The organism is Paenibacillus sp. GCM10023252 (assembly GCF_042653305.1).
In the GTDB taxonomy this organism is placed as follows: domain Bacteria; phylum Bacillota; class Bacilli; order Paenibacillales; family Paenibacillaceae; genus Pristimantibacillus.
In genome coordinates this window covers 73,850-95,730 of sequence record NZ_JBHSHW010000029.1, presented here as the reverse complement: position 1 = coordinate 95,730, position 21,881 = coordinate 73,850, and the positions used below count along the sequence as shown (strand labels likewise).

Sequence of the window (21,881 nt, the reverse complement as noted above, 5' to 3'; positions counted from 1 at the left end):
GAGCCGGTGTGTTGCTGCAAGCCGGCGGTCAAGCTCAAGCCGAATATCCTCTCCGAGAAGCAGTGCTGAACAGGGCGGTCTACACCGCAAGTAAGCATTGACGGAAGTCCACCGTTAACAGGACCTCGAGCGGAATTCTCGTTCGTGAACAAGGTGCCGCGCTATGCCGTCGCAGCATCCAGTCGATCCCTTGAGGCCGACATGGATGACGGAGGAACATGGAGCGGAATTAGGGTGGTATCGCGAGCAAGCCTCGTCCCTTTTTAGGGGCGGGGCTTTATTTTTTTTCTAAGGAACAGTGAAGCAATTACAAGGAGGGGTATCCATGCAGCGTGTGGATGTGAAGGAGAAGGCCAGAGCAAGGGAACTGAGAGTACTGAACAAGTGGCAAGCGGAGGATACGTTCAAGCAATCGATTGAGAATCGGGCGGGCAAGCCGAACTTCGTCTTCTACGAGGGGCCGCCGACGGCGAACGGAGCTCCGCATATCGGACACGTCCTCGGACGTGTCATTAAGGACTTCATCTGCCGCTACAAGACGATGGCAGGGTACCGCGTCGTTCGTCAAGCAGGCTGGGACACACACGGTCTGCCTGTTGAACTCGGTGTAGAGAAGCAGCTGGGCATCTCCGGCAAGCAAGAGATCGAGAAGTACGGCATTGAGGCATTCGTCAACAAGTGTAAGGACAGCGTATTCGAGTATGAGCGTCAATGGCGCGAGCTGACTGAAGCGATCGCCTATTGGACGGACATGGATAACCCTTATATTACGCTTAGGAATGAATATATCGAGAGTGTATGGCACATCCTGTCCACGATTCACGGCAAGGGCTTGCTGTACCGCGGACATCGCGTCAGTCCATACTGCCCGTGCTGCCAGACGACGCTCAGCTCGCATGAAGTAGCCCAAGGCTATGAAGATGTGAAGGATCTTAGCGCTACGGTGAAGTTCAAGCTGACCGATACAGGGGAATATGCGCTGGCTTGGACGACTACTCCATGGACGTTGCCGGCTAATGCTGCGCTTGCGGTTAATCCGGAGCTCGAATATTCCCGTGTGAGCAAGAATGGAGAGACATATGTTGTAGCAAGCAATCTCGTGGCTGACGTGATGAAGGAGGACTACGAGGTGCTGTCTACCCTGAAGGGGGCAGAGCTTGTAGGCCTGTCGTATGAGCCGCCATTCTCCTATGTGCCGATTGCCAAGGGACATGTAGTCATTGCTGGTGAATTCGTCATGGATACGAGCGGAACGGGTATCGTTCATATCGCTCCAGCGCACGGGGAAGATGACTATAAGGTGGCTCGTGCGAACGGCATCTCCATGCTGAGTGTCGTGAACGGTGCAGGTCGGTATGTGGATGAAGTGACTGATCTGGCAGGCAAGTTCGTCAAGGACTGTGATGTAGATATTGTGAAAATGCTCAGCGAACGCGGACTACTCTTCTCCAAGGAGCGCTACGAGCACAGCTATCCGTTCTGCTGGCGCTGCAAGTCGCCGCTGCTCTACTATGCTACAGAGAGCTGGTTCATTGAGACGACGGCAGTCAAGGATCAACTCATTGCCAATAACAATGAGGTGGACTGGTATCCTGGCCACATTCGGGATGGCCGCTTCGGCAAGTTCCTGGAGGATCTCGTGGATTGGAACATCTCCCGGAACCGGTATTGGGGCACACCGCTTAACGTATGGGTATGCGACAGCTGTAAGGGCGAATACGCTCCGCACAGCCATGCGGACCTTCGTGCTCGCGCAACGAGCGAAGTGTCTCCGGAGCTAGAGCTTCACAAGCCTTATGTAGATGACGTCCATCTGAACTGCCCGCATTGTGAAGGCGGTACGATGACACGGACGTCTGAAGTGATTGACGTCTGGTTCGACAGCGGCTCGATGCCGTTCGCCCAGCAGCATTATCCATTCGAGAATGAGCAGAAGTTCGCGGAGCAGTACCCAGCTGATATTATCTGTGAAGGCATCGACCAGACGCGGGGCTGGTTCTTCAGCCTACTGGCTGTATCAACGCTCTACAATGGCAAGGCGCCATACAAGGCTGTTATCTCTACAGGTCATATCCTGGATGAGAATGGGCAGAAGATGTCCAAGTCGAAGGGCAATGTCATCGATCCTTGGGAGATCATCAATGAATACGGCACGGACGCGTTCCGCTGGGCGCTGCTCGCAGACAGCGCGCCGTGGAACAGCAAACGATTCTCACGCGGCATCGTGGGTGAAGCGAAGTCCAAGGTTATCGATACGATTGTGAACACGCATGCCTTCTACGCGCTCTATGCGACAATTGATGGGTACAATCCGGATAATCATCCGGCGCTTGGTCAGTCGGCCAGCAAGCTGGACCGCTGGATTGTATCGCGCCTCAACAGCCTTATCCAGACCGTTGCTAGAGGACTCGAGGTGAATGACTTCCTGAATCCGGCGAAGGCGATCGAGACGTTCGTAGACGAGCTGAGCAACTGGTATATTCGCCGTTCACGCGATCGCTTCTGGGGAAGCGGGCTGTCCGAGGATAAGGTAGCTGCCTACCAGACTCTTCGCGAGGTGCTCCTCACGCTGTCTCGTCTCATTGCTCCATATGCACCGCTTCTTGCAGAGGATGTGTATGGCAATCTGGGCGGAAGCGGAAGCGTTCATCTGACGGATTATCCAGCAGGGAACGAGTCACTGATTGATCTGAAGCTGGAGAAGGATATGGAGACAGCGAAGCAGGTCGTAGAGCTTGCCCGTAATGTGCGCAACGAGACGGGCATTAAGACCCGCCAGCCGCTATCGGCACTCATCGTCTCGCTCGACGGAGAGTTCGAGGTCACAGCCTATGAGGATATCATCAAGGATGAGATTAACGTGAAGTCGATTGTGGTAGAGAACAGCGACAGCGGCTTCGTTGACTTCTCCTTCAAGCTGAACCTGAAGGTGGCAGGCAAGAAGTACGGCAAGAATGTTGGTCCGATTCAAGCCCATCTGAAGGGGCTGACAGCAGAGCAGACTCGCGAAGCGGTAGCAACGGGGGCTCTCTCCGTCACGACTCCAGAGGGTGATGAGCTTCAGCTGCCGATTGAGGAGCTTCTTGTAGAGAAGCAGGCGAAGTCAGGCTACGCTTCAGCGTCGAGCGGCGGAGTTACAGTGGCGCTCAACACCGATATTACGCCAGAGCTGGAGCAAGAGGGCTGGGTGCGCGAAGTCATTCGTGCGATTCAGGATACGCGCAAGAAGCTCGATCTGCCGATCGAGAAGCGTGTAGATCTTGTGCTTGATACGGATCAGACTCTGCAAGCCGCTCTCCAAGCCTTCCAAGAGGTGCTCATGGACAACGTCCTGCTGAACACCGTTACCTATGGGGCAGCAGACGGCATGGAACGAGTATCGCTAGGGGAGAAGGAGATCGGAATTCTTATTCGTGGATAAGCTGTGCCTCTCTGTCCAATAGTATAGGAATAAGCGCCCCACACTAGGATGTCTTGAGAACGAGTGCCGCTTGCGGCACTCGTTTTTTTTTGCACGTTATATAGGCTGCTTGCAAGGAAGGGAGTATCGCTTGCCATGAACATCCAGAAGCAGAAGTACAAGCAGAAGAACAAGCATCAGCAGAACAAGGAGCATGAAGGTCACAACCACGACAGGGAAGGTCTGGAATCCTCTCTGTCTGCGCTCGACAAGCGGCTGCAGCAGATTGCTGAGCATATGGAACGTTCTCAGATGGCCGGATACGTGGACCTGCTGAACCGTCCAATCTCGCTGATCTGGCGCAACCTGCTTGGAGGTACAGCCCGAGGTGTCGGAATTGCGATTGGATTTACTTTTTTTGCCGCAACGATCCTGTATGTGCTTCAACTGCTTGGTGCACTTAACCTGCCAATCGTGGGCGATTATATTGCCGACATCGTCAGGATCGTCCAGATTCAGCTGGAGGGCAAGAGCTACTGAGCCGCAGCACTAGCCTTGCTCCCCCTCACACTAATAGCTGGCTACTGCTCCTCAAGCTCGTGATCGCCTTCACCGTTCTCCATGTATGCCTGGTACTCCCGATTGCGGACAACGGACACATGGCGGCCGGTAATATCGGTTGCAAGGAAGCTCTCAATCGGCTCTACATAGCCGTCATTCTCATCAGCCTCAATCATGAGATGGTCATAGCCCTCCACCTCTCGGTTCTCGGACATCGCCGGTGAATCGGCATTGCCCCAAGCTTCAACGATCTGCCAGGTGTCCTCGCCGTCGAACCCGTTGTAGTCTTCCCGTTCATCCAGGCTGCTGCGACCGAACGGCGGTGTCAGATATGCCTCCTCCACCGGGCGATCATCCGATACCTGCTGACGAGGGGAATGATCAATGCAGTACAGCGTATCCGGGACAGCCTCTAACCGCTCCAGCGGGATAGGGTCTCCGCAAGCAAGACAGGTGCCGTAAGTTCCTTCGTCCATCGCTTGCAAGGCGGCCGTAATCCGGCTAAGATGGAACTCCTCCTGGTCGAGGAGAGCCATATCCTTGGCCCGGTCATACACCTCAGTAGCCAGATCGCCGGGATGGTTGTCGATGGGCGAGAGCTCTCCGGTAGAATCGCGAAGAGATTGCTGAAGTCCATAATGTTCATTCTCGTAGAGCGTATGCTCAATATCCTTCTTGTCTGCTTCTAATTGATTGCGCAGTCTTGCAAGCTCTGCTGCTGTCGGTATCGTCATGGTTCGCACCATCCTTCTGTACATGCTCAATCTTGGGATTCGTTCACCTAGCACATAGCTTCTGCTAAGGAGAGGAATTTGTATCATGGACTCTGTTGGAAAAAACGCTCGAACCCGCATGCTGGTATCTGCTCCTGCCGATGTGCTACAATCATGGGGCAGCACCAGCTGGAGCAAACTTATTAGGGGGATCTAGAGGATCATGCGTTATTACTACTATGTGATCGCAGTACTGGTATTCATTGTTGATTATGTAACCAAAAAAATGATCGTCAAAAACTTAGAGCTGGGTGAGCAAATCAGTGTCATCGGCGACTTCTTCCTCATTACCTCTCATCGGAATCGCGGAGCTGCCTTCGGCATTCTGCAAAATCAGAGGCTGTTCTTCATTCTCATCACAATCGTCGTTGTTGCAGGGATTATATGGTACATACATACGAACCGACGCTCCGGCAATCGGACGCTGCTCGTTGGTCTCGGTCTCGTCTTAGGCGGTGCTCTAGGCAACTTCCTCGATCGTGCACAGCACGGGGAAGTGGTAGACTTCCTGCAGTTCAACTTCGGAAGCTATACCTTCCCGATCTTCAATGTAGCGGATTCCGGCATCGTATGCGGGGTAATCCTCATCCTGCTGGACACCTTGCTGTCAGCGAGGGCTGAGCAGGCTGAGCAGAGGAAGCAAGCAAGCGGCAATTCAACCCATCATGAAGGACAAGGAAGCGAACAAGCATGAATGACTATGAAGTAAATGAAGAATTAAGCGAAGAATCAAGCGAAGAATCACATATCGAAGATTCCATGTCATTCACCGTGCCGGCGGAGCACGCAGGGGAGCGATTGGACAAGTATGTGACCGATGCGGTGGATGATCCTGCCATCTCGCGGACACAAGTACAAGATTGGATCAAGCAGGGAGCAGCCGTGGTGAATGGCCGTCCAGCTAAGGCGAACCTTAAGCTGTCGCATGGAGATGAAGTCGTCATTACGATTCCAGAGCCCGAAGACGCGGCTATTCTGCCGGAAGCGATTCCGCTTGATGTCGTCTATGAAGATTCTGATATGATTGTCATTAATAAGCCTCGCGGACTAGTCGTTCATCCGGCACCCGGTCATTCATCAGGTACCGTAGTGAATGCACTGATGCATCACTGCAAGGATCTATCTGGCATTAACGGGATGCTTCGTCCAGGCATTGTCCATCGGATTGACAAGGATACGTCCGGACTGCTCATGGCCGCCAAGAACGATCTTGCCCATCTGTCGCTTGCGGCGCAGTTGAAGGATCACACGGTGACACGCAAGTATATCGCGCTCGTCCATGGCAATCTGCCGCATGACAGCGGAACAATCGATGCGCCGATTGGTCGTGACCTGAACGATCGCAAGATGTTCACGGTAACCGAGCGCAACAGCAAGCATGCGGTGACACACTTCTCGGTATTGGAGCGCATTGGTACAGACTTCACACTGGTGGAGCTTCAGCTGGAGACGGGACGCACGCATCAGATTCGCGTGCATATGAAGTACATCGGGTATCCGCTTGCCGGAGACCCCACCTACGGCAGAAGCAAGTCCATCCCATTGAAGGGACAAGCGCTTCATGCCGCTGTCATCGGCTTCGACCATCCAAGAAGCGGTGAGCGGCTGACCTTCGAAGCGCCGATTCCTGCAGACCTGGAGCATGTGCTAAGCTCTCTGCGATCCAGGTAGTCAAGCCTTGTGTGGTTAGCTTGGCAGCTTGGTGGCTGTGCAATTAATGCAAACTTTTCACCAATTCCTGCATTATGCAGCCGGTGGTTATACGATATGCTGACAGTATATCGTGCACTAGTACTATTCGAATAAGGAAAGGTGAATTCACACTTATGACTGAGATTAATCAGAATTACCTAGAGCTTCAAGGCAGCTACCTGTTCTCCGAGATCGCGAAGCGTCGTAACAAGTTCATTCAAGAGAACCCTCAAGCCGAGATTATCTCTCTTGGAATCGGCGATGTCACACGCGGACTTCCTGAAGCAGTCCTGAATGCTATGCACAGCGCAGTAGATGAGCTGGCGCAGCCTGGCTCCTTCCGCGGCTACGGCCCGGAGCAGGGCTATGACTTCCTGATTAAGGCGATTATTGAGAATGACTACAAGGCTCGCGGCATCGATATTCAGACGAATGAAGTGTTCGTCAGCGACGGCTCCAAGTGCGACGTAGGCAACATTCAAGAGATCTTCTCACAGAACAGCGTTGTAGCCGTTCAAGATCCCGTCTATCCGGTCTATGTCGATACGAATGTAATGGCAGGTCGCTCCGGCAAGTTCAACCGTGAGACGAACCGTTATGACAATATTGCTTACCTGGAGTGCACAGCGGAGAACAACTTCAAGCCCAGCCTTCCAGACCGCAAGGTAGATGTCATCTATCTGTGCTATCCGAACAACCCGACTGGTATGACACTCACGAAGGAAGAGCTGAAGAAGTGGGTTGACTATGCACGTGATAACAAGTGCATCATCCTGTACGATTCGGCTTACGAGGCGTTCATCCAAGAGGAGGATGTTCCTCACAGCATCTACGAGATTGAAGGGGCGAAGGAAGTAGCTATTGAGTTCCGCAGCTTCTCCAAGACTGCCGGCTTCACAGGCGTACGCTGTGCGTACACGGTCGTTCCGCGTGAGATTAAGGGCTTCGACACGGCTGGTAACGAAGTGATCGTGAATGACCTGTGGAACCGCCGTCACACGACGAAGTTCAACGGCGTATCCTATGTGACGCAGCGCGGCGCAGCAGCGATCTACTCTGAAGAAGGCAAGGCGCAGATTGCCTCGCTTGTTGACTACTACATGACGAATGCAGGCATTATCCGTGACGGTCTTGCTTCACTCGGTCTTGAAGTATTCGGGGGCGTGAATGCTCCTTATATCTGGCTGAAGACACCAAGCGGCATGGATTCATGGACATTCTTCGACAAGCTTCTCTCCGAAGCGCACATCGTAGGCACACCAGGCGTCGGCTTCGGTCAGAGTGGACAAGGCTACTTCCGTCTAACGGCGTTCGGCAGCCGGGAGAATACGGAGAAGGCTGTAGAGCGTATTCGCAAGCTGTCTCTATAAGGATAGGATAAGGCGCAGGATGAGCTTTCCGCTCATCCTGCGCTTTTCTATGCTGTGCAGCATGTGCCATAAGCAATTATGGGGCCAAGTGTTGACATCTTTCGCGGGACGTGGGATAATTCTCAGTAACAAAAGCAGAACCTTTAAATCCAGTCCAGAGAGGCTGGCAAGGTAGCGTGAATATGATCTTCTATCTACACAGCTGAAGGGCTAACTCTGTTTTCCTGCGGGAACATTAGAGTGCTGCCCCTCTCTGTGAGTGGATCAAGGGCTCCTTGCGAACAGACGCAGGGAGCCCTTTTGGCTTGCGCGCCGATAAGTTAGGGAACATAACGAGATAGACGAACGAACAGGAGGACCGCGGCATGACAGAGCAAGAACATCTGGTCATTATGGATGAGACCGGAATTAGGCGGGCGCTTACCCGAATTGCGCATGAGATTGTCGAGAAGAACAAGGGCATCGATCATTGTATGCTCGTCGGCATCCGCACCAGAGGGATCTACTTGGCCAGAAGAATCGCCGAGCGGATTGCAGAGATTGAGGGCAAGCCTGTTCCAGTGGCCGAGGTAGATATTACGCCTTACCGCGATGACCGTCAGCCAGGATCAGGAGCAGCTACGATAACGGCTGCATCGACAGCGGCTAGCGACAGCGGCTCAGCGTTCTCTGTGCAAGACAAGCGTGTCATCCTGTTCGATGATGTCCTCTACACAGGCCGAACGATTCGCGCTGCCATGGATGCCTTGATGGATTGCGGGAGACCGCAGAGTATTCAACTGGCCGTCCTCGTCGATCGAGGTCATCGGGAGCTGCCGATTCGCCCTGATTATGTAGGGAAGAACGTGCCTACCTCGAAGCAAGAGCAGATCGACGTCTCCTTCACTGAGGTGGATGAGCTGGATCAAGTCTTATTAATTCGTTAATGTAACCATTCAACATAAGGAGGCAATCCGAATGACGATCACACAACTGGCACTTAGACAACGAAGCTTACTCGGACTCCGGGAGCTTGGCCGTGAGGAGATTACCTCGATTCTAGACCGAGCTGCTTATTGGGAGAATCACCCCTCCAAGGTGCATGGGGTGCTGCAGGGCAAGTTCGCAGCGAACATGTTCTTCGAGAATTCCACGAGAACGAGATTCTCGTTCGAAGTAGCGGAGAAGAGGCTCGGCGCGGAAGTGCTGAACTTCTCAGCTGCCGTATCCAGCGTGCAGAAGGGCGAGTCAATCTACGACACTGTACGCACACTGGAATCTATGGGAATCGATGTTGGCATTATAAGGCTGAAGCCGATTGGCGTGCTGGCAGACCTGGCAACGAAGATCAAGGTGCCGCTCATTAACGCTGGCGATGGCAACAACGAGCACCCAACGCAAGCTCTTCTTGACCTCTACACGATGAGAGGGCACTTCGGAAGCTTGGAAGGGCTGACGGTCACGATTGTCGGCGACGTCCTGCACAGCCGTGTAGCCCGCTCGAACCTATACGCGCTGCGTAAGTTCGGTGTAAATGTCAGATTCTGTGCCCCTTCGAATATGCAGGCTCCAGACCTCGATGTGAAGTATGTCTCGATGGAGGAAGCGATACAATCTGATGTCGTCATGATGCTTCGGGTTCAGCTGGAGCGGCACGAGAGCGGAATGCTTAGCTCGGCGGAAGAGTACCGGGAGCACTACGGCATGACGCTGGAGCGTCTGAAGAGGATGGCCTCCCATGCAATCGTGATGCACCCTGCGCCTATTAATCGCAATGTTGAGATTGATGACGAGGTGGTGGAGCATCCTCAGTCGAGGATTTTCCCACAGATGGCGAATGGGGTTCCGGTACGTATGGCGGTTATCGAGCGAGCATTGAGCTAGATTCTAAGTGAGAAGAAGAATATACATCAACGATAGAGACCGGAGGTTGAACGAATCATGTCATTGTGGATATTAGGCGGAAGCATATGGAACGAAGCCTCGGGCAAGCTGGAACAGAAGCATATTCGAATCGAGAATGGTGAGATCGCTCAGATTATAGATGGGGCAGGAGAGCTGCCGGATACGGGAGCATCTGAAGTAGTTCGTGCGGAGGGCAAGCTCGTATCTGCCGGATTCATCGATATGCACGTACATCTGCGTGATCCAGGGTTCGAATACAAGGAAGATATTCTGTCTGGAACGTTATCAGCGGCGAAGGGCGGATTCACGACGATTGCTTGCATGCCGAATACGAGACCCGTCACGGATACGGCGGAGACGATTCAATATATTAAGAACAAGGCGGAGCAGGAAGGTCTTGTACGCGTACTCCCATACGCGGCGATTACGAAGAATGAGCTGGGACGCGAGCTGACGGACTTCTCCGCCTTGAAGGAAGCGGGAGCCATTGGCTTCACGGATGACGGTGTTGGCGTGCAGAACGCACAGATGATGAAGGACGCCATGAATCTCGCGCAGTCGATGGATATGCCGATAATCGCTCATTGCGAGGATGACTCATTGGTTGAGGGAGCACCAGTTACGGACGGGACGTTCTCCCGCAAGCATGGGCTGAAGGGCATTCCGAATGAATCCGAAGCGATTCATGTCGGACGTGATATCCTGCTCTCGGAAGCGACCGGCGTTCACTATCATGTGTGCCACGTATCCACGGAGCAGTCGGTTCGCCTCATTCGGATGGCGAAGGGACTCGGGATTCGGGTGACGGCTGAGGTGTGCCCGCATCACTTGGTGCTGTCGGAGGAAGACATTCCAGGAATGGATGCAAATTGGAAAATGAACCCGCCCCTCCGTACACCGCGCGATGTACAAGCGGTCATCGAAGGGCTTGAGGATGGTACGCTTGATATGATCGTCACCGATCATGCTCCCCATAGTGCAGAAGAGAAGGCTCGCGGCATGATGCTCGCTCCATTCGGCATCGTCGGGTTCGAGACGGCCTTCCCGCTGCTCTACACCAAGTTCGTCGCTACAGGCAAGTGGACGCTGGGCTTCCTGCTGCAGCGTATGACGGCCGATCCAGCCCGAGTCTTCCGCCTGCCGACTGGCCGGCTGGAGCAAGGAGCTCCGGCAGATCTAACCATCGTAGACTTAGAGCAAGAGCGCACGGTTGACCCAGACACCTTCGCATCGAAGAGCAGCAATACCCCGTTCGGAGGCTGGAAGCTGCAAGGCTGGCCGGTTGCGACCGTAGTGAACGGCAAGGTCGTCTGGTCGGAAGCGCATTAACACATAGATGAAGAGAACCCAATGACAAGCTTGAATACGCAAGTGAACAGCTTATGACGACCCGAGGAGTGATACGGATGCAAGCAAGACTATTGTTAGAAGACGGAACGTTATTCACAGGCTTATCGTTCGGTGCGGAGACGCAGATGCTGGGCGAGGTTGTTTTCAACACTGGCATTACCGGTTATCAAGAAGTTCTATCTGATCCTTCGTACTGCGGCCAGATTGTGACGATGACCTATCCCTTGATTGGCAATTATGGCATTACCCGCGATGACTTCGAGGCGGTACGCCCTCATATCCACGGCTTCGTTGTGAGACGCCATGAGGCGATTCCGAGCAACTGGCGCGCCCAGTACTCCCTTGGCGATCTGCTGAAGGAATACGGCATCCCGGGCATCAGCGATATCGATACACGTATGCTCACGAGAATTCTTCGTCATCACGGTACGATGAAGGGTGTACTGACGACTGGTTCCGAGCGCATTGAAGAGCTGCAGGAGCGTCTCTCCATTAGTGAACTCATGCGCGATCAAGTAGCTCGCACGTCGACGAAGAACGTATTCTCCGCACCGGGCCAAGGCGAGCGTATTGTGCTCGTAGACTTCGGCGCGAAGAGCGGCATCCTGCGCGAACTTACGAAGCGCGGCTGCGACGTCGTCGTTGTACCTCAGGACACGACTGCCGACGAGATTCGCCGCTTGGCGCCGGACGGCATTCAGCTGTCCAACGGCCCTGGGGATCCGAAGGATGTGCCGCATGCCGTTCAGATGGTGAAGGAGCTGCTTGGCGAATATCCGATCTTCGGTATCTGCCTCGGGCATCAATTGTTCGCCCTAGCTTGCGGCGCTGACACGACAAGACTGAAGTTCGGCCATCGCGGCGGCAATCATCCGGTGAAGGAGCTGGCGACGAATCGCTGCTTCATTACCTCGCAGAACCATGGCTACACTGTATTGGAAGAGTCTGTACCAGCTACTGATCTAAGCGTTACGCATATTAACAACAACGACCGGACCATTGAAGGCTTGAAGCATAAGAAGTTCCCTGCCTTCTCCGTTCAATATCATCCAGAGGCAGCGCCGGGTCCGTATGACTCCAGCTATCTCTTCGATGAATTCCTGGATATGATCCGCACACATAAGATCAACAACCCGAAGCAGCCGCGTCAAGCTGTCATTGCGGAAGCGTCGAGAGGAGAACTTCAATATGCCCAAAAATAACAACTTGAAAAAAATTCTCGTCATCGGTTCCGGTCCCATCGTCATCGGCCAGGCGGCTGAGTTCGACTATGCCGGCACGCAAGCTTGCCAGGCACTGAAGGAAGAGGGGTATGAGGTTGTCTTAATCAACTCCAACCCTGCAACGATCATGACAGACACGAATATGGCAGATAAGGTCTATATTGAGCCCATCACCTTAGACTTCGTAACCCAGATCATTCGTCAAGAGCGCCCAGACGGCTTGCTGCCTACGCTTGGCGGCCAGACCGGTCTGAACATGGCGGTTGAGCTGGCACGTGCAGGTGTACTAGAGCGTGAAAATGTAAAGCTGCTGGGCACCCAGCTGACAGCTATCGAAAAGGCGGAGGATCGTGATCTGTTCCGCGACCTGATGCGTGAGCTGGAGCAGCCAGTTCCTGAGAGTGTCATTGTGACAACGGTCGAAGAAGCCGTTACCTTCGCTAACGAGATCGGCTATCCAATCATCGTTCGCCCTGCTTATACACTGGGCGGAACAGGCGGCGGCATCTGCGGCAGTGAAGAGGAATTGCTGGAGACCGTAGCTTCCGGTATCCGCTACAGTCCAATTAACCAATGTCTCGTCGAGAAGTCTATTGCAGGTATGAAGGAAGTCGAATACGAAGTCATGCGCGATGCGAACGACAACTGTATCGTCGTATGCAACATGGAGAACTTCGACCCGGTTGGCGTACACACTGGAGACAGTATTGTCGTGGCGCCTAGCCAGACGCTCTCCGACCGTGAGTACCAGATGCTGCGCTCGGCGTCCCTGAAGATTATCCGTGCACTAAGCATCGAAGGCGGCTGCAATGTGCAGTTCGCACTCGACCCGCACAGCTATCAATATTATGTCATCGAAGTGAATCCGCGTGTGAGCCGCTCCTCCGCGCTAGCATCCAAGGCAACGGGTTACCCGATTGCGAAGATGGCGGCGAAGATTGCAATTGGCTACACGCTAGATGAGATCGTGAACCCGGTAACGGGTCAGACTTATGCTTGCTTCGAGCCAACCTTGGACTATATCGTATCGAAGATTCCACGCTGGCCGTTCGATAAGTTCGTCAATGCGAACCGTAAGCTGGGCACTCAGATGAAGGCAACCGGAGAAGTGATGGCTATCGGCCGGACGTTCGAGGAATCCATTCATAAGGCAGTCCGGTCGCTTGAGATCGGCGCGCACCGTATTCACTTGAAGGATGCAGCCGGCCTTAGCGACGAGGTGCTGCGCACTCGCCTTGCCAAGCCGGATGATGAGCGAATGTTCCTCGTAGCGGAAGCGTTCCGCCGCGGTTATGCGCTGCAAGACATTCAAGATCTGACGAAGATCGACTGGTGGTTCCTGGATAAGATTGAAGGCATCGTCAAGTTCGAAGAGAAGATTCGCCGCGAGGTGGCACTCACGCCTGAGACGCTGTACCAAGCGAAGCGTATGGGCTTCTCCGACCGCTCCATCGCCGAGATTCGCAAGGAAGGCAATCCAGCAGGCTCTAATACAACCGAGGCTGAGATTCGTACGCTCCGTCTGGATCAAGGCTTGAAGCCTGTGTACAAGATGGTTGACACCTGTGCAGCTGAGTTCGAAGCGACGACACCTTATTACTACTCCACCTACGAGACCGAGAACGAAGTAACGATCTCTGACAAGGAGAAGGTGCTCGTCCTAGGGTCCGGTCCGATTCGAATCGGACAAGGCATCGAGTTCGACTACTCTACGGTTCACGCCGTATGGGCGATTCAAGATGCCGGCTACGAAGCCGTCATCATTAATAACAACCCAGAGACGGTATCTACCGACTTCAGCACCTCCGACCGGCTGTACTTCGAGCCGCTGTTCTTCGAGGATGTCATGAACGTCATCGAGCAGGAGAAGCCAATCGGCGTAATCGTGCAGTTCGGCGGACAGACAGCGATTAACCTGGCAGCTCCGCTGACGAAGGCAGGCATCCGCATTCTTGGATCTTCCCTGGAGAGCATCGACAATGCCGAGGATCGCAAGAAGTTCGAAGCGCTGCTGCGCAAGCTCGATATCGCTCAGCCTCAGGGCAAGACGGTTACAACCGTAGGCGAAGCAGTAGAGACCGCACAGTCACTTGGCTATCCGGTACTCGTTCGTCCATCCTATGTCCTCGGCGGACGCGCGATGGAGATTGTATATTCGGATGAAGAGCTGCTCAGCTATATGGAAGTTGCGGTGAAGATTAACCCAGAGCATCCCGTACTAATCGACCGTTATATGCTCGGCAAGGAAGCCGAGGTCGATGCGATCTGTGATGGAGACACGGTCCTTATTCCTGGCATCATGGAGCATGTAGAGCGCGCAGGCGTTCACTCCGGTGACTCTATTGCTGTGTATCCGCCGCAATCGCTCTCCGATGATATCAAGGAGCAGATTGTCGACATTACGACGAAGATTGCGAAGGAATTCGAAGTGATTGGGCTCGTGAACATTCAGTTCGTTATCTTCGAAGAGAAGGTGTACGTCATCGAGGTTAACCCGCGCTCATCGCGTACTGTACCGTTCCTGAGCAAGGTAACGAACATTCCGATGGCGAACCTGGCGACGAAGGCTATTCTCGGCAAGAAGCTGGCTGATCTAGGCTACGAGAGCGGACTGTGGCCAGAGGATGAGTTCGTATCGGTGAAGGTTCCAGTATTCTCCTTCGCCAAGCTGCGCCGGGTTGACCCGACTCTGACACCAGAGATGAAGTCCACAGGTGAGGTAATGGGACGCGATGTGCTCTATGCGAAGGCGCTGTACAAGGGTCTGATCGGGGCCGGGATGAAGATTCCAACTGCGGGTGCCATCGTAGCCACGATTGCCGACAAGGACAAGGAAGAAGCGACCGAGCTGCTTCGCGGCTTCGCCAAGCTGGGCTACCGCCTCATCGCAACCGGCGGCACAGCTGCAGCACTGAAGGAAGCTGGCCTGTATGTAACAGCTATCAACAAGCTGAGCGAAGGCACACCGAACATTCTTGACCTCGTGCGCGAGGGTGAAGCCCAGTTCGTCATCAACACGCTTACGAAGGGCAAGACGCCTGAACGCGACGGCTTCCGGATACGCCGTGAAGCGGTAGAGAATGGCGTAGTCTGCATGACCTCACTTGATACGGTTCGCGCACTTCTCATCATGCTGGAGACGCTGAACTTCTCATCTAGTGCCATGCCAGTCTTGCAGAAATAATGAATACGTACGGCCAGACGCGAAGCATCCCTTAGCAGGGAGGACTTACGCGAATGGCCGTTTGTTCTGAACATCTATAATGGAAGACGGGGAGAGGATAGCTATGTTGTTAACAACCACACAAGCAGCTGGCCGTATTATGGTTGCACTGGATTATCCGGATGCTTCCGGCGCGGAGAAGCTGCTGCAGCAGCTTGAAGGCATCCCTTGTTATGTGAAGGTTGGCATGCAGCTGTTCTACGCAGGAGGCCCTTCCTTCATCGACAGCTTGAAGACACGAGGCTACAAGGTGTTCCTCGACGTGAAGATGCATGACATTCCGAACACGGTGAAGGGCGGGGCGAACAGCGTCACGAAGCTCGGTGTTGACATGTTCAATGTGCATGCTGCTGGAGGCACGGCGATGATGGAAGCTGCACTTGAAGGGGTATATGCGGCTGTCGGCAGCACCGCTTCGCGACCTGTCGTCATTGCGGTCACTCAGCTGACGAGCACGAGCAAGGCTATGCTGAATGAGCAGATTGGAATTGCCGGCAGTGTAGAAGAGGCGGTGATCCGCTATGCGCAGCTAACCAAGCAAGCTGGTCTTGACGGGGTAGTCGCTTCTCCGGTTGAGGTGGAGGCGATTAAGGCTGCATGCGGGACGGCGTTCCAGACGATTACGCCTGGTATACGTCCCGCTGGAGCTGATGTGAATGATCAGACACGCATCATGACGCCTAGAGAGGCGCTTGACCGAGGGACGGATTATATGGTTATTGGCCGTCCCATTACGGCAGCCCCTGAACCGCGGGCTGCTATTGAATCTATTATTGAGGAGCTGACGATAGGATGAGTACGGTAACCTTGACTGAACTGCCGCGTGAGATCGCGAAGAAGCTGCTGGAGATTGAGGCGGTTGCTCTGCAGCCGAATGATCCTTTTACCTGGACATCCGGCCTGAAGTCCCCGATCTACTGCGATAACCGCTTGACGATGGGCTATCCTGAAGTTCGCGACATGATCGCCGAAGGATTCGCTGCTATCATTCGTGAGAACTATCCAGATGCAGACATTATTGCTGGCACAGCTACGGCGGGCATTCCGCATGCGGCATGGGTCGCACAGAAGCTAGGGCTGCCGATGGCCTACATTCGCGACAAGGCGAAGGGGCATGGCAAGCAGAATCAGATTGAAGGGCGAATCGCGCCAGGGCAGAAGGTGATCGTCATCGAGGATCTCATCTCAACAGGCGGCAGCTCGCTTAAGGCGGGACTGGCTGTTCGTGAAGCCGGCGGAGAGGTTGCAGCTGTGCTGGCGATCTTCACCTATCAGTTCCAATCCGCGAGCGATGCATTCGCAGCTGAAGGGATGGAGCTTGCGACGCTGTCGAACTACACGGCACTCATTGAGGCGGCGCTCGAGGTTGGCAAGGTGCAGAGCAGCGACATAGACACCCTTCAAGCTTGGCGGAGCAATCCACAGTCCTTCGGAAGAGAATAGACGGACCTTATACCTAGAGGCCGTTCAAGAGCAGATGCTGCTTTTGAACGGCCTTTTCGTTTGCCGCTCATGCTATAGAGGTATGGGATGGCTGCTGCACGAATTCTTTTTATAGAAGAAGTTGAGAAGAGATGTAACTTTTTCATATAAGGGAGCGTCTATACACTAGATGAGAATTATGAGTGCAGGATGAAGGAGGTGTCTGGCAGCGCATATGGCATGGTGGAGTAGTAGGAAAAAAGCAGAAAACGTCTCAATTATGGATGGGGAACAGGGGCCTGCCAGCATAACAGCAAGTGAAGAGCAGCCGCCTGAGCTTGGGGGGGCTGAGTCTGAGCCCGAGAATCTCATGGTGGTCAAGGAAGTAGCACGAACCTTCCAGGTCGGAGGGGAACCGCTCCACGTGCTCAAGGATATTAATCTAGAGCTGAAGCAGCGGCAGCTCGTTATGCTGAGAGGCCGGTCTGGCTCGGGTAAGACAACCCTGCTCAATTGTCTAGGGGGACTTGATACTCCGACGAAGGGGGAGATCTGGTTCAACAGCTTGCCCTTCCATGAGCTGAACGATAATGAGAGAACCGTCGTGAGGCGGCGCGAGATGGGATTTATTTTCCAAGCGTTCGCTCTGATGCCGTTGTTGTCTGCAAGGGAGAACGTAGAGCTGTCGCTCCGTATGGCTGGCACGCCGAAGTCCCAGTGGAAGGACCGCGTCGCTCATTGTCTGGAGCTGGTGGGCCTTGAGAAGCGGATGGACCATCGGCCCTATGAGCTGTCCGGCGGGGAGCAGCAGAGAGTTGCGATCGCGAAGGCGATTGCCCATCGTCCAAGGCTGCTGCTCGCGGATGAGCCGACCGCAGAGCTCGATACAAGCATGTCTGCACAGATTATGTCTGTCTTCCAGACGATCATTCGCACCGAACAAGTGACTATATGTATGACTACACATGATCCTACGATTCTGGAGGTTGCCGACCATGTTTACGAGATGGTGGACGGAAAGTTCATATAGAAAATCAGCTGTGCTAATGGTTGCCGCTGCTATGGTCTTCACTAGCGGCTGCTCGCTCCTGCCCAAGGAAGGAGAGGAGGAGGTGCTGCCAGCAATAGCTCCTCCTCAGATCTCCAAGAAGCCGGAGTATGAGGTAACAACGGCGACGCTGGAGACGAAGGTGCAGGTCATCGGCAAGCTGATCTCCATGCAGGAGGAGACGCTGTACTTCACGCTGGACGGGAAGAACCTGAAGGAGCTGCATGTGAAGCCTGGAGATACGGTGAAGGCTGGAGATCCAATCGGCTCGCTTGATGTGGATGCGATGACGAAGGATCTGCGGATGAAGAAGCTCGCCTTCAAGAAGGAAGAGATCGCCATGAAGGAAGCGCTGAGGACGAGAGATGAGATGGATCCGGTCGAATTCGAGGAGAAGGCGATTGCCTTCGAGGAGAAGCGCCAAGAGCTGTCCGATCTGGAGGAGGAGCTGGGCAAGGCTACACTTACCGCTCCGTTCAGCGGCACGATCGTCTCGCTACCGGTTCAGAAGGGTGATCTCATTAAGGCTTATGCACCGGTAGCCATCGTAGCTAACACTTCTCTGTTAACTCCTGCAGCGAAGCTGACGAAGGAGGAGCTGGGCAAGATTGCAGCAGGGATGCCTGTAACCGTCAGTATCGGCAGCGGCGGACCGCTGAAGGGCAAGATTAGGCAGCTTCCGATGGTGACGCCGGCACCGACAGATAATGGAGGGCAGCCTCCTGGGGGTCCAGAGAAGCCGGAGCGGCCTGAAGACTTCCTGCTGGTTGATGTAGCTGGATTGCCGAAGGGATTGAATCGGGGAACGCCATTATCCATTGACATTATCGTCAACCGCAAGGAGAATGTCGTCGTTATCCCTCCATCGACTCTTCGTTCCATTGGCTCCCGAACTTACGTTCAGGTCATTGACAAGGATGGGAAGCGTGAAGTTGATGTTGAGGTAGGGCAGCAGACCTCGACACAGATTGAGATCCTTAAGGGGTTAACACCAGGGCAGAAAGTTGTAGGTCGATAAGCGATGGGCCTTCCACTGTTCCGATTCCTCTTCCGTAAAATGTGGAATACTCGCTGGCTTACCTTATCTACACTTGCTGGCTTAACGCTTGCTGTTGCGTTCGCCGTCAGCATACCGATGTATGCAGATGGAGCGCTGAAGCGTGTCGTTGCTGAATCACTTAAGGAGAAGAGCGACGGCATACCGGCAGGCTCACTCCTCATGCGGTATCAAGCGGCAGGCGGAAGCGCGACTGATCTGGGCTCACTCACCGAAGTAGGCCGATATATTAGGGAGGATGTTCCCGCGACGATTGGCTTCGGCTACGATACGTATGTTCAGAGCTACTCTATTCGAGGAGCAGAGGTCGTACCGGAGGATCCAACCAAGGTCGATGCAAGCCGCAACCGTCAGCTTACGATCATGTCGATGACGAAGCTGCAGGAGAAGACGGAGCTGACTCAGGGAAGCTGGTATTCGGAAGCGGGCCTAGACGGCGTCGTGCTCGAAGCAGTCATGCTCGAGGAAGCGATGTATCGCAATGATATCCATATTGGAGATGTATTCGAGTATCCGATCTATGGCGGGCTTAACTTAACGCTGCGGGTGAAGGTGGTCGGCGCTTTCAAGCCGCTGTCGGATACGGATCCCTACTGGTATCAGGGGCTTGAAGGGTTGATGGGTACGCTGCAGATTAGCGAGTCAGCCTTCACGAAGGTTCTGCTCGCGCAGAACAAGGTTCCGCTGCATAATGCGAACTGGTATTATGCCTTCGATCTGAGCACGGTCAAGACTAGCGAGCTGTCACCTCTAGGAAGGACGCTGGAGAGGCTGAATGTAGAGCTGTTCCAGAGGCTGAAGGATACACGGGTCGAGATCTCATTCGCCTCGACGCTGACCGAGTTCCGGAAGCAGAGCCTTCAGCTTCAGACGCTGCTCTTCACGCTTGCAGCGCCGATGCTAGCGATGGTGTTCTACTTCATCGCGATGAACGCGAGGCAATCCCTGGATAAGCAGCGCAGTGACATTGCTGTCCTGCGAAGCCGGGGTGCAGGCACGAGACAGATTATATGGATCTATCTGCTCGAGAGTCTGCTGCTCGGAGGAATTGCTCTAGCAATCGGTCCATTCATCGGCTGGTTCATGGCGAAGAGTATCGGATCGGCTAATGGATTCTTATCCTTCGTCGATCGGAAGTCTATACCGGTAGGCTTCTCAACCGAAGCGATTATTGCAGGAGCTGCTGCCGTATTGCTGGCCTTGCTGGCAACGGTCATACCGGCTGTCATCTATGCCAAGTCATCCATCGTCAGCTTCAAGCAGCAGCTAGCCCGCTCGGACCGAGGTCCGGTATGGCAGAGATGGTTCCTGGATGTTGCCTTGCTCGGCCTGGCAGGCTATGGGTGGTATATGTTCAATGAACGGCAGATGCTCACGTTCCAGACCGGAATGACGACGGATCAGCTGAATGTACAGCCGTTCCTGTTCTTCGTGCCGGCCTTGTCGATCTTCGCTCTGGGGCTGTTCTGCTTAAGATTGTTCCCATGGCTGCTCAAGCTGTTCAATTGGCTCGGGCGCAAGTTCCTGCCTGTGCCTCTGTATCTGACATTAACGCAGCTGTCCCGCTCATCCAAGGGGTATTACCCGCTCATGATTCTACTTATTCTAACCCTCGGACTAGGTGTATACAACGCATCAGCAGCGAGAACGATTGATCTGAACTCGACCGAACGCATTCTCTACAAGTATGGTTCGGATGTGATCATTCAGACCGTCTGGGAAGGCACGACCGAGGTCGTTGGCGGCGGTCCGCCAACTGGCGGAGGCGGTCAACCCGGCGGTGGAGGCGGCCAGCCTGGCGGCGGCAGTGGTGGAGGTGGCCAGCCCGGTGGTGGCGGCAACGGTGGTGGCGGAGGAGGCCAGCCGGTGCCGAGCCGCATTCTGTACAGCGAGCCGCCGTTCGAGCTGTTCCGCAAGCTGGAAGGGGTTGAAGCGGCAGCCCGAGTCATGCAGACGAAGGGCAATGTCGTCGTCGGCACTCGCTCCATCGGGCAGGGAACGGTCATGGGTATTGACAATGTCGACTTCTCCAAGGTGGCGTGGTTCCGCAATGACCTGTTCCCGGTACACCCATATCATTACTTGAACTACTTAGGCATGTATGAGCAGGCCGCGCTCATTCCTTCCGGCGTGGCGGAGAAGTACCAGCTGAAGCCGGGCAACACCATCTCAGTAGGATTCCCGGACGGCAAGCTGGAGTTCGTCATCGTGGGAATCCTGCCCTATTGGCCGAGTCAGTATCCGGACCAGTCGCCATTCGTCATCACGAACCTGGACTTCATCTATGATCAGCTTCCGCTTATGCCGTATGAAGTGTGGCTGAAGATGAAGCCCGGAGCCAAGGTGACGCCAATTATTCAATCCCTGCAGAAGCAGGGCATCGAGCTGGCTTCAGTGAAGGATGTACGGACCGAGCTGCTCACGCAATCGAAGCTGCCGACGAGAGGCGGAGTATTCGGCATTCTAAGCCTCGGCTTCCTCGTCTCGGTCATCGTTACGCTGACGGGGTACGTGCTGTACTGGTTCTTCAATCTATCCGGCCGAGTCGTCCAATTCGGCGTCCTGCGAGCGATGGGTCTGTCACGCAAGCAGCTTACCGGCATGCTGCTCCTCGAGCAGCTGTTCACCGCCGGGCTGTCCATCGGACTTGGCGTATTGATTGGGAAGGTGACCAGCATGCTCTTCCTGCCGTTCCTTCAGACCGCGCAGAACGTGACCGATACGGTCCCTCCATTCCGTGTTGTCTTCGACTCGAAGGATACAACACAGCTCTACTTCGTAGTAGCCTTCATGATGCTGACAGGGGCGATGCTGCTCTTCCTGCATATTCGCAGGCTGCGCGTTCATCAGGCTGTGAAGATGGGAGAGGAGAGGTAAC

General features: G+C 54.3%; 16 protein-coding genes and 1 other annotated feature (1 of these 17 cut by a window edge). Of the genes, 15 read left to right on the top strand and 1 reads right to left on the bottom strand.

Annotated elements, in window-relative coordinates:
- Window positions 1-264 (top strand) — a binding site (T-box leader); it begins 48 nt to the left of the window's first position.
- 61 nt (window positions 265-325) lie between these two features.
- Together ileS and ACFO9Q_RS16730 are read left to right on the top strand one after the other, a co-directional pair.
- Window positions 326-3,421 (top strand): isoleucine--tRNA ligase, encoded by a 3,096-nt coding sequence (gene ileS, locus ACFO9Q_RS16735; protein WP_379184106.1) that lies wholly within the window; start codon window positions 326-328, stop codon window positions 3,419-3,421.
- Between the two features lie 135 nt (window positions 3,422-3,556).
- Complete coding sequence (locus tag ACFO9Q_RS16730) at window positions 3,557-3,940, top strand: DUF5665 domain-containing protein (protein WP_379184104.1); 384 nt, start codon at window positions 3,557-3,559, stop codon at window positions 3,938-3,940.
- Between the two features lie 41 nt (window positions 3,941-3,981).
- Here ACFO9Q_RS16730 and ACFO9Q_RS16725 read toward each other — a convergent pair whose 3' ends face one another.
- Complete coding sequence (locus ACFO9Q_RS16725) at window positions 3,982-4,695, bottom strand: TraR/DksA C4-type zinc finger protein (RefSeq protein ID WP_379184102.1); 714 nt, start codon at window positions 4,693-4,695, stop codon at window positions 3,982-3,984.
- Window positions 4,696-4,897: 202 nt separating this feature from the next.
- Between ACFO9Q_RS16725 and lspA the strand changes: the two genes are divergently transcribed.
- The 13 genes from lspA to ACFO9Q_RS16660 all read left to right on the top strand — a co-directional run bounded on the left by lspA (window position 4,898) and on the right by ACFO9Q_RS16660 (window position 21,880).
- Window positions 4,898-5,428: a signal peptidase II gene (gene lspA, locus ACFO9Q_RS16720; protein ID WP_379184100.1), complete on the top strand. Its 531-nt coding sequence runs from the start codon at window positions 4,898-4,900 to the stop codon at window positions 5,426-5,428.
- A gap of 65 nt (window positions 5,429-5,493) precedes the next feature.
- Window positions 5,494-6,405 carry an RluA family pseudouridine synthase gene (locus tag ACFO9Q_RS16715; RefSeq protein ID WP_379184586.1) on the top strand — a complete coding sequence of 304 codons (912 nt, stop codon included), beginning with the start codon at window positions 5,494-5,496 and terminating at the stop codon, window positions 6,403-6,405.
- A 155-nt stretch (window positions 6,406-6,560) separates the two neighbouring features.
- On the top strand, window positions 6,561-7,796 hold the full coding sequence (locus ACFO9Q_RS16710) for an LL-diaminopimelate aminotransferase (RefSeq protein WP_379184098.1): 1,236 nt from the start codon (window positions 6,561-6,563) through the stop codon (window positions 7,794-7,796).
- Between the two features lie 365 nt (window positions 7,797-8,161).
- Window positions 8,162-8,722 carry a bifunctional pyr operon transcriptional regulator/uracil phosphoribosyltransferase PyrR gene (gene pyrR, locus ACFO9Q_RS16705; protein ID WP_379184096.1) on the top strand — a complete coding sequence of 187 codons (561 nt, stop codon included), beginning with the start codon at window positions 8,162-8,164 and terminating at the stop codon, window positions 8,720-8,722.
- Window positions 8,723-8,753: 31 nt separating this feature from the next.
- Window positions 8,754-9,659 carry an aspartate carbamoyltransferase catalytic subunit gene (locus ACFO9Q_RS16700; RefSeq protein ID WP_379184094.1) on the top strand — a complete coding sequence of 302 codons (906 nt, stop codon included), beginning with the start codon at window positions 8,754-8,756 and terminating at the stop codon, window positions 9,657-9,659.
- A 57-nt stretch (window positions 9,660-9,716) separates the two neighbouring features.
- Window positions 9,717-11,009 (top strand): dihydroorotase, encoded by a 1,293-nt coding sequence (locus tag ACFO9Q_RS16695; RefSeq protein WP_379184092.1) that lies wholly within the window; start codon window positions 9,717-9,719, stop codon window positions 11,007-11,009.
- Between the two features lie 77 nt (window positions 11,010-11,086).
- A complete protein-coding gene (gene carA / locus ACFO9Q_RS16690; RefSeq protein WP_379184090.1) occupies window positions 11,087-12,232 on the top strand; it encodes a glutamine-hydrolyzing carbamoyl-phosphate synthase small subunit in 1,146 nt (381 codons plus the stop codon).
- The gene (gene carB, locus ACFO9Q_RS16685; protein WP_379184088.1) at window positions 12,219-15,437 is read left to right on the top strand and encodes a carbamoyl-phosphate synthase large subunit; all 3,219 of its coding nucleotides are present in this window, start codon (window positions 12,219-12,221) and stop codon (window positions 15,435-15,437) included. Before carA ends, carB begins: the two co-directional genes overlap by 14 nt.
- Window positions 15,438-15,540: 103 nt before the next feature.
- A complete protein-coding gene (gene pyrF, locus ACFO9Q_RS16680; RefSeq protein WP_379184086.1) occupies window positions 15,541-16,272 on the top strand; it encodes an orotidine-5'-phosphate decarboxylase in 732 nt (243 codons plus the stop codon).
- Window positions 16,269-16,919 (top strand): orotate phosphoribosyltransferase, encoded by a 651-nt coding sequence (pyrE, locus tag ACFO9Q_RS16675; protein WP_379184084.1) that lies wholly within the window; start codon window positions 16,269-16,271, stop codon window positions 16,917-16,919. The genes pyrF and pyrE overlap by 4 nt, the downstream gene beginning before the upstream one ends.
- Before the next feature lie 259 nt (window positions 16,920-17,178).
- On the top strand, window positions 17,179-17,928 hold the full coding sequence (locus tag ACFO9Q_RS16670) for an ABC transporter ATP-binding protein (protein WP_379184082.1): 750 nt from the start codon (window positions 17,179-17,181) through the stop codon (window positions 17,926-17,928).
- Window positions 17,894-18,964 carry an efflux RND transporter periplasmic adaptor subunit gene (locus ACFO9Q_RS16665; RefSeq protein ID WP_379184080.1) on the top strand — a complete coding sequence of 357 codons (1,071 nt, stop codon included), beginning with the start codon at window positions 17,894-17,896 and terminating at the stop codon, window positions 18,962-18,964. Before ACFO9Q_RS16670 ends, ACFO9Q_RS16665 begins: the two co-directional genes overlap by 35 nt.
- Window positions 18,965-18,967: 3 nt before the next feature.
- On the top strand, window positions 18,968-21,880 hold the full coding sequence (locus tag ACFO9Q_RS16660) for an ABC transporter permease (RefSeq protein WP_379184078.1): 2,913 nt from the start codon (window positions 18,968-18,970) through the stop codon (window positions 21,878-21,880).
- The last annotated feature ends 1 nt before the right edge of the window (window position 21,881 follow it).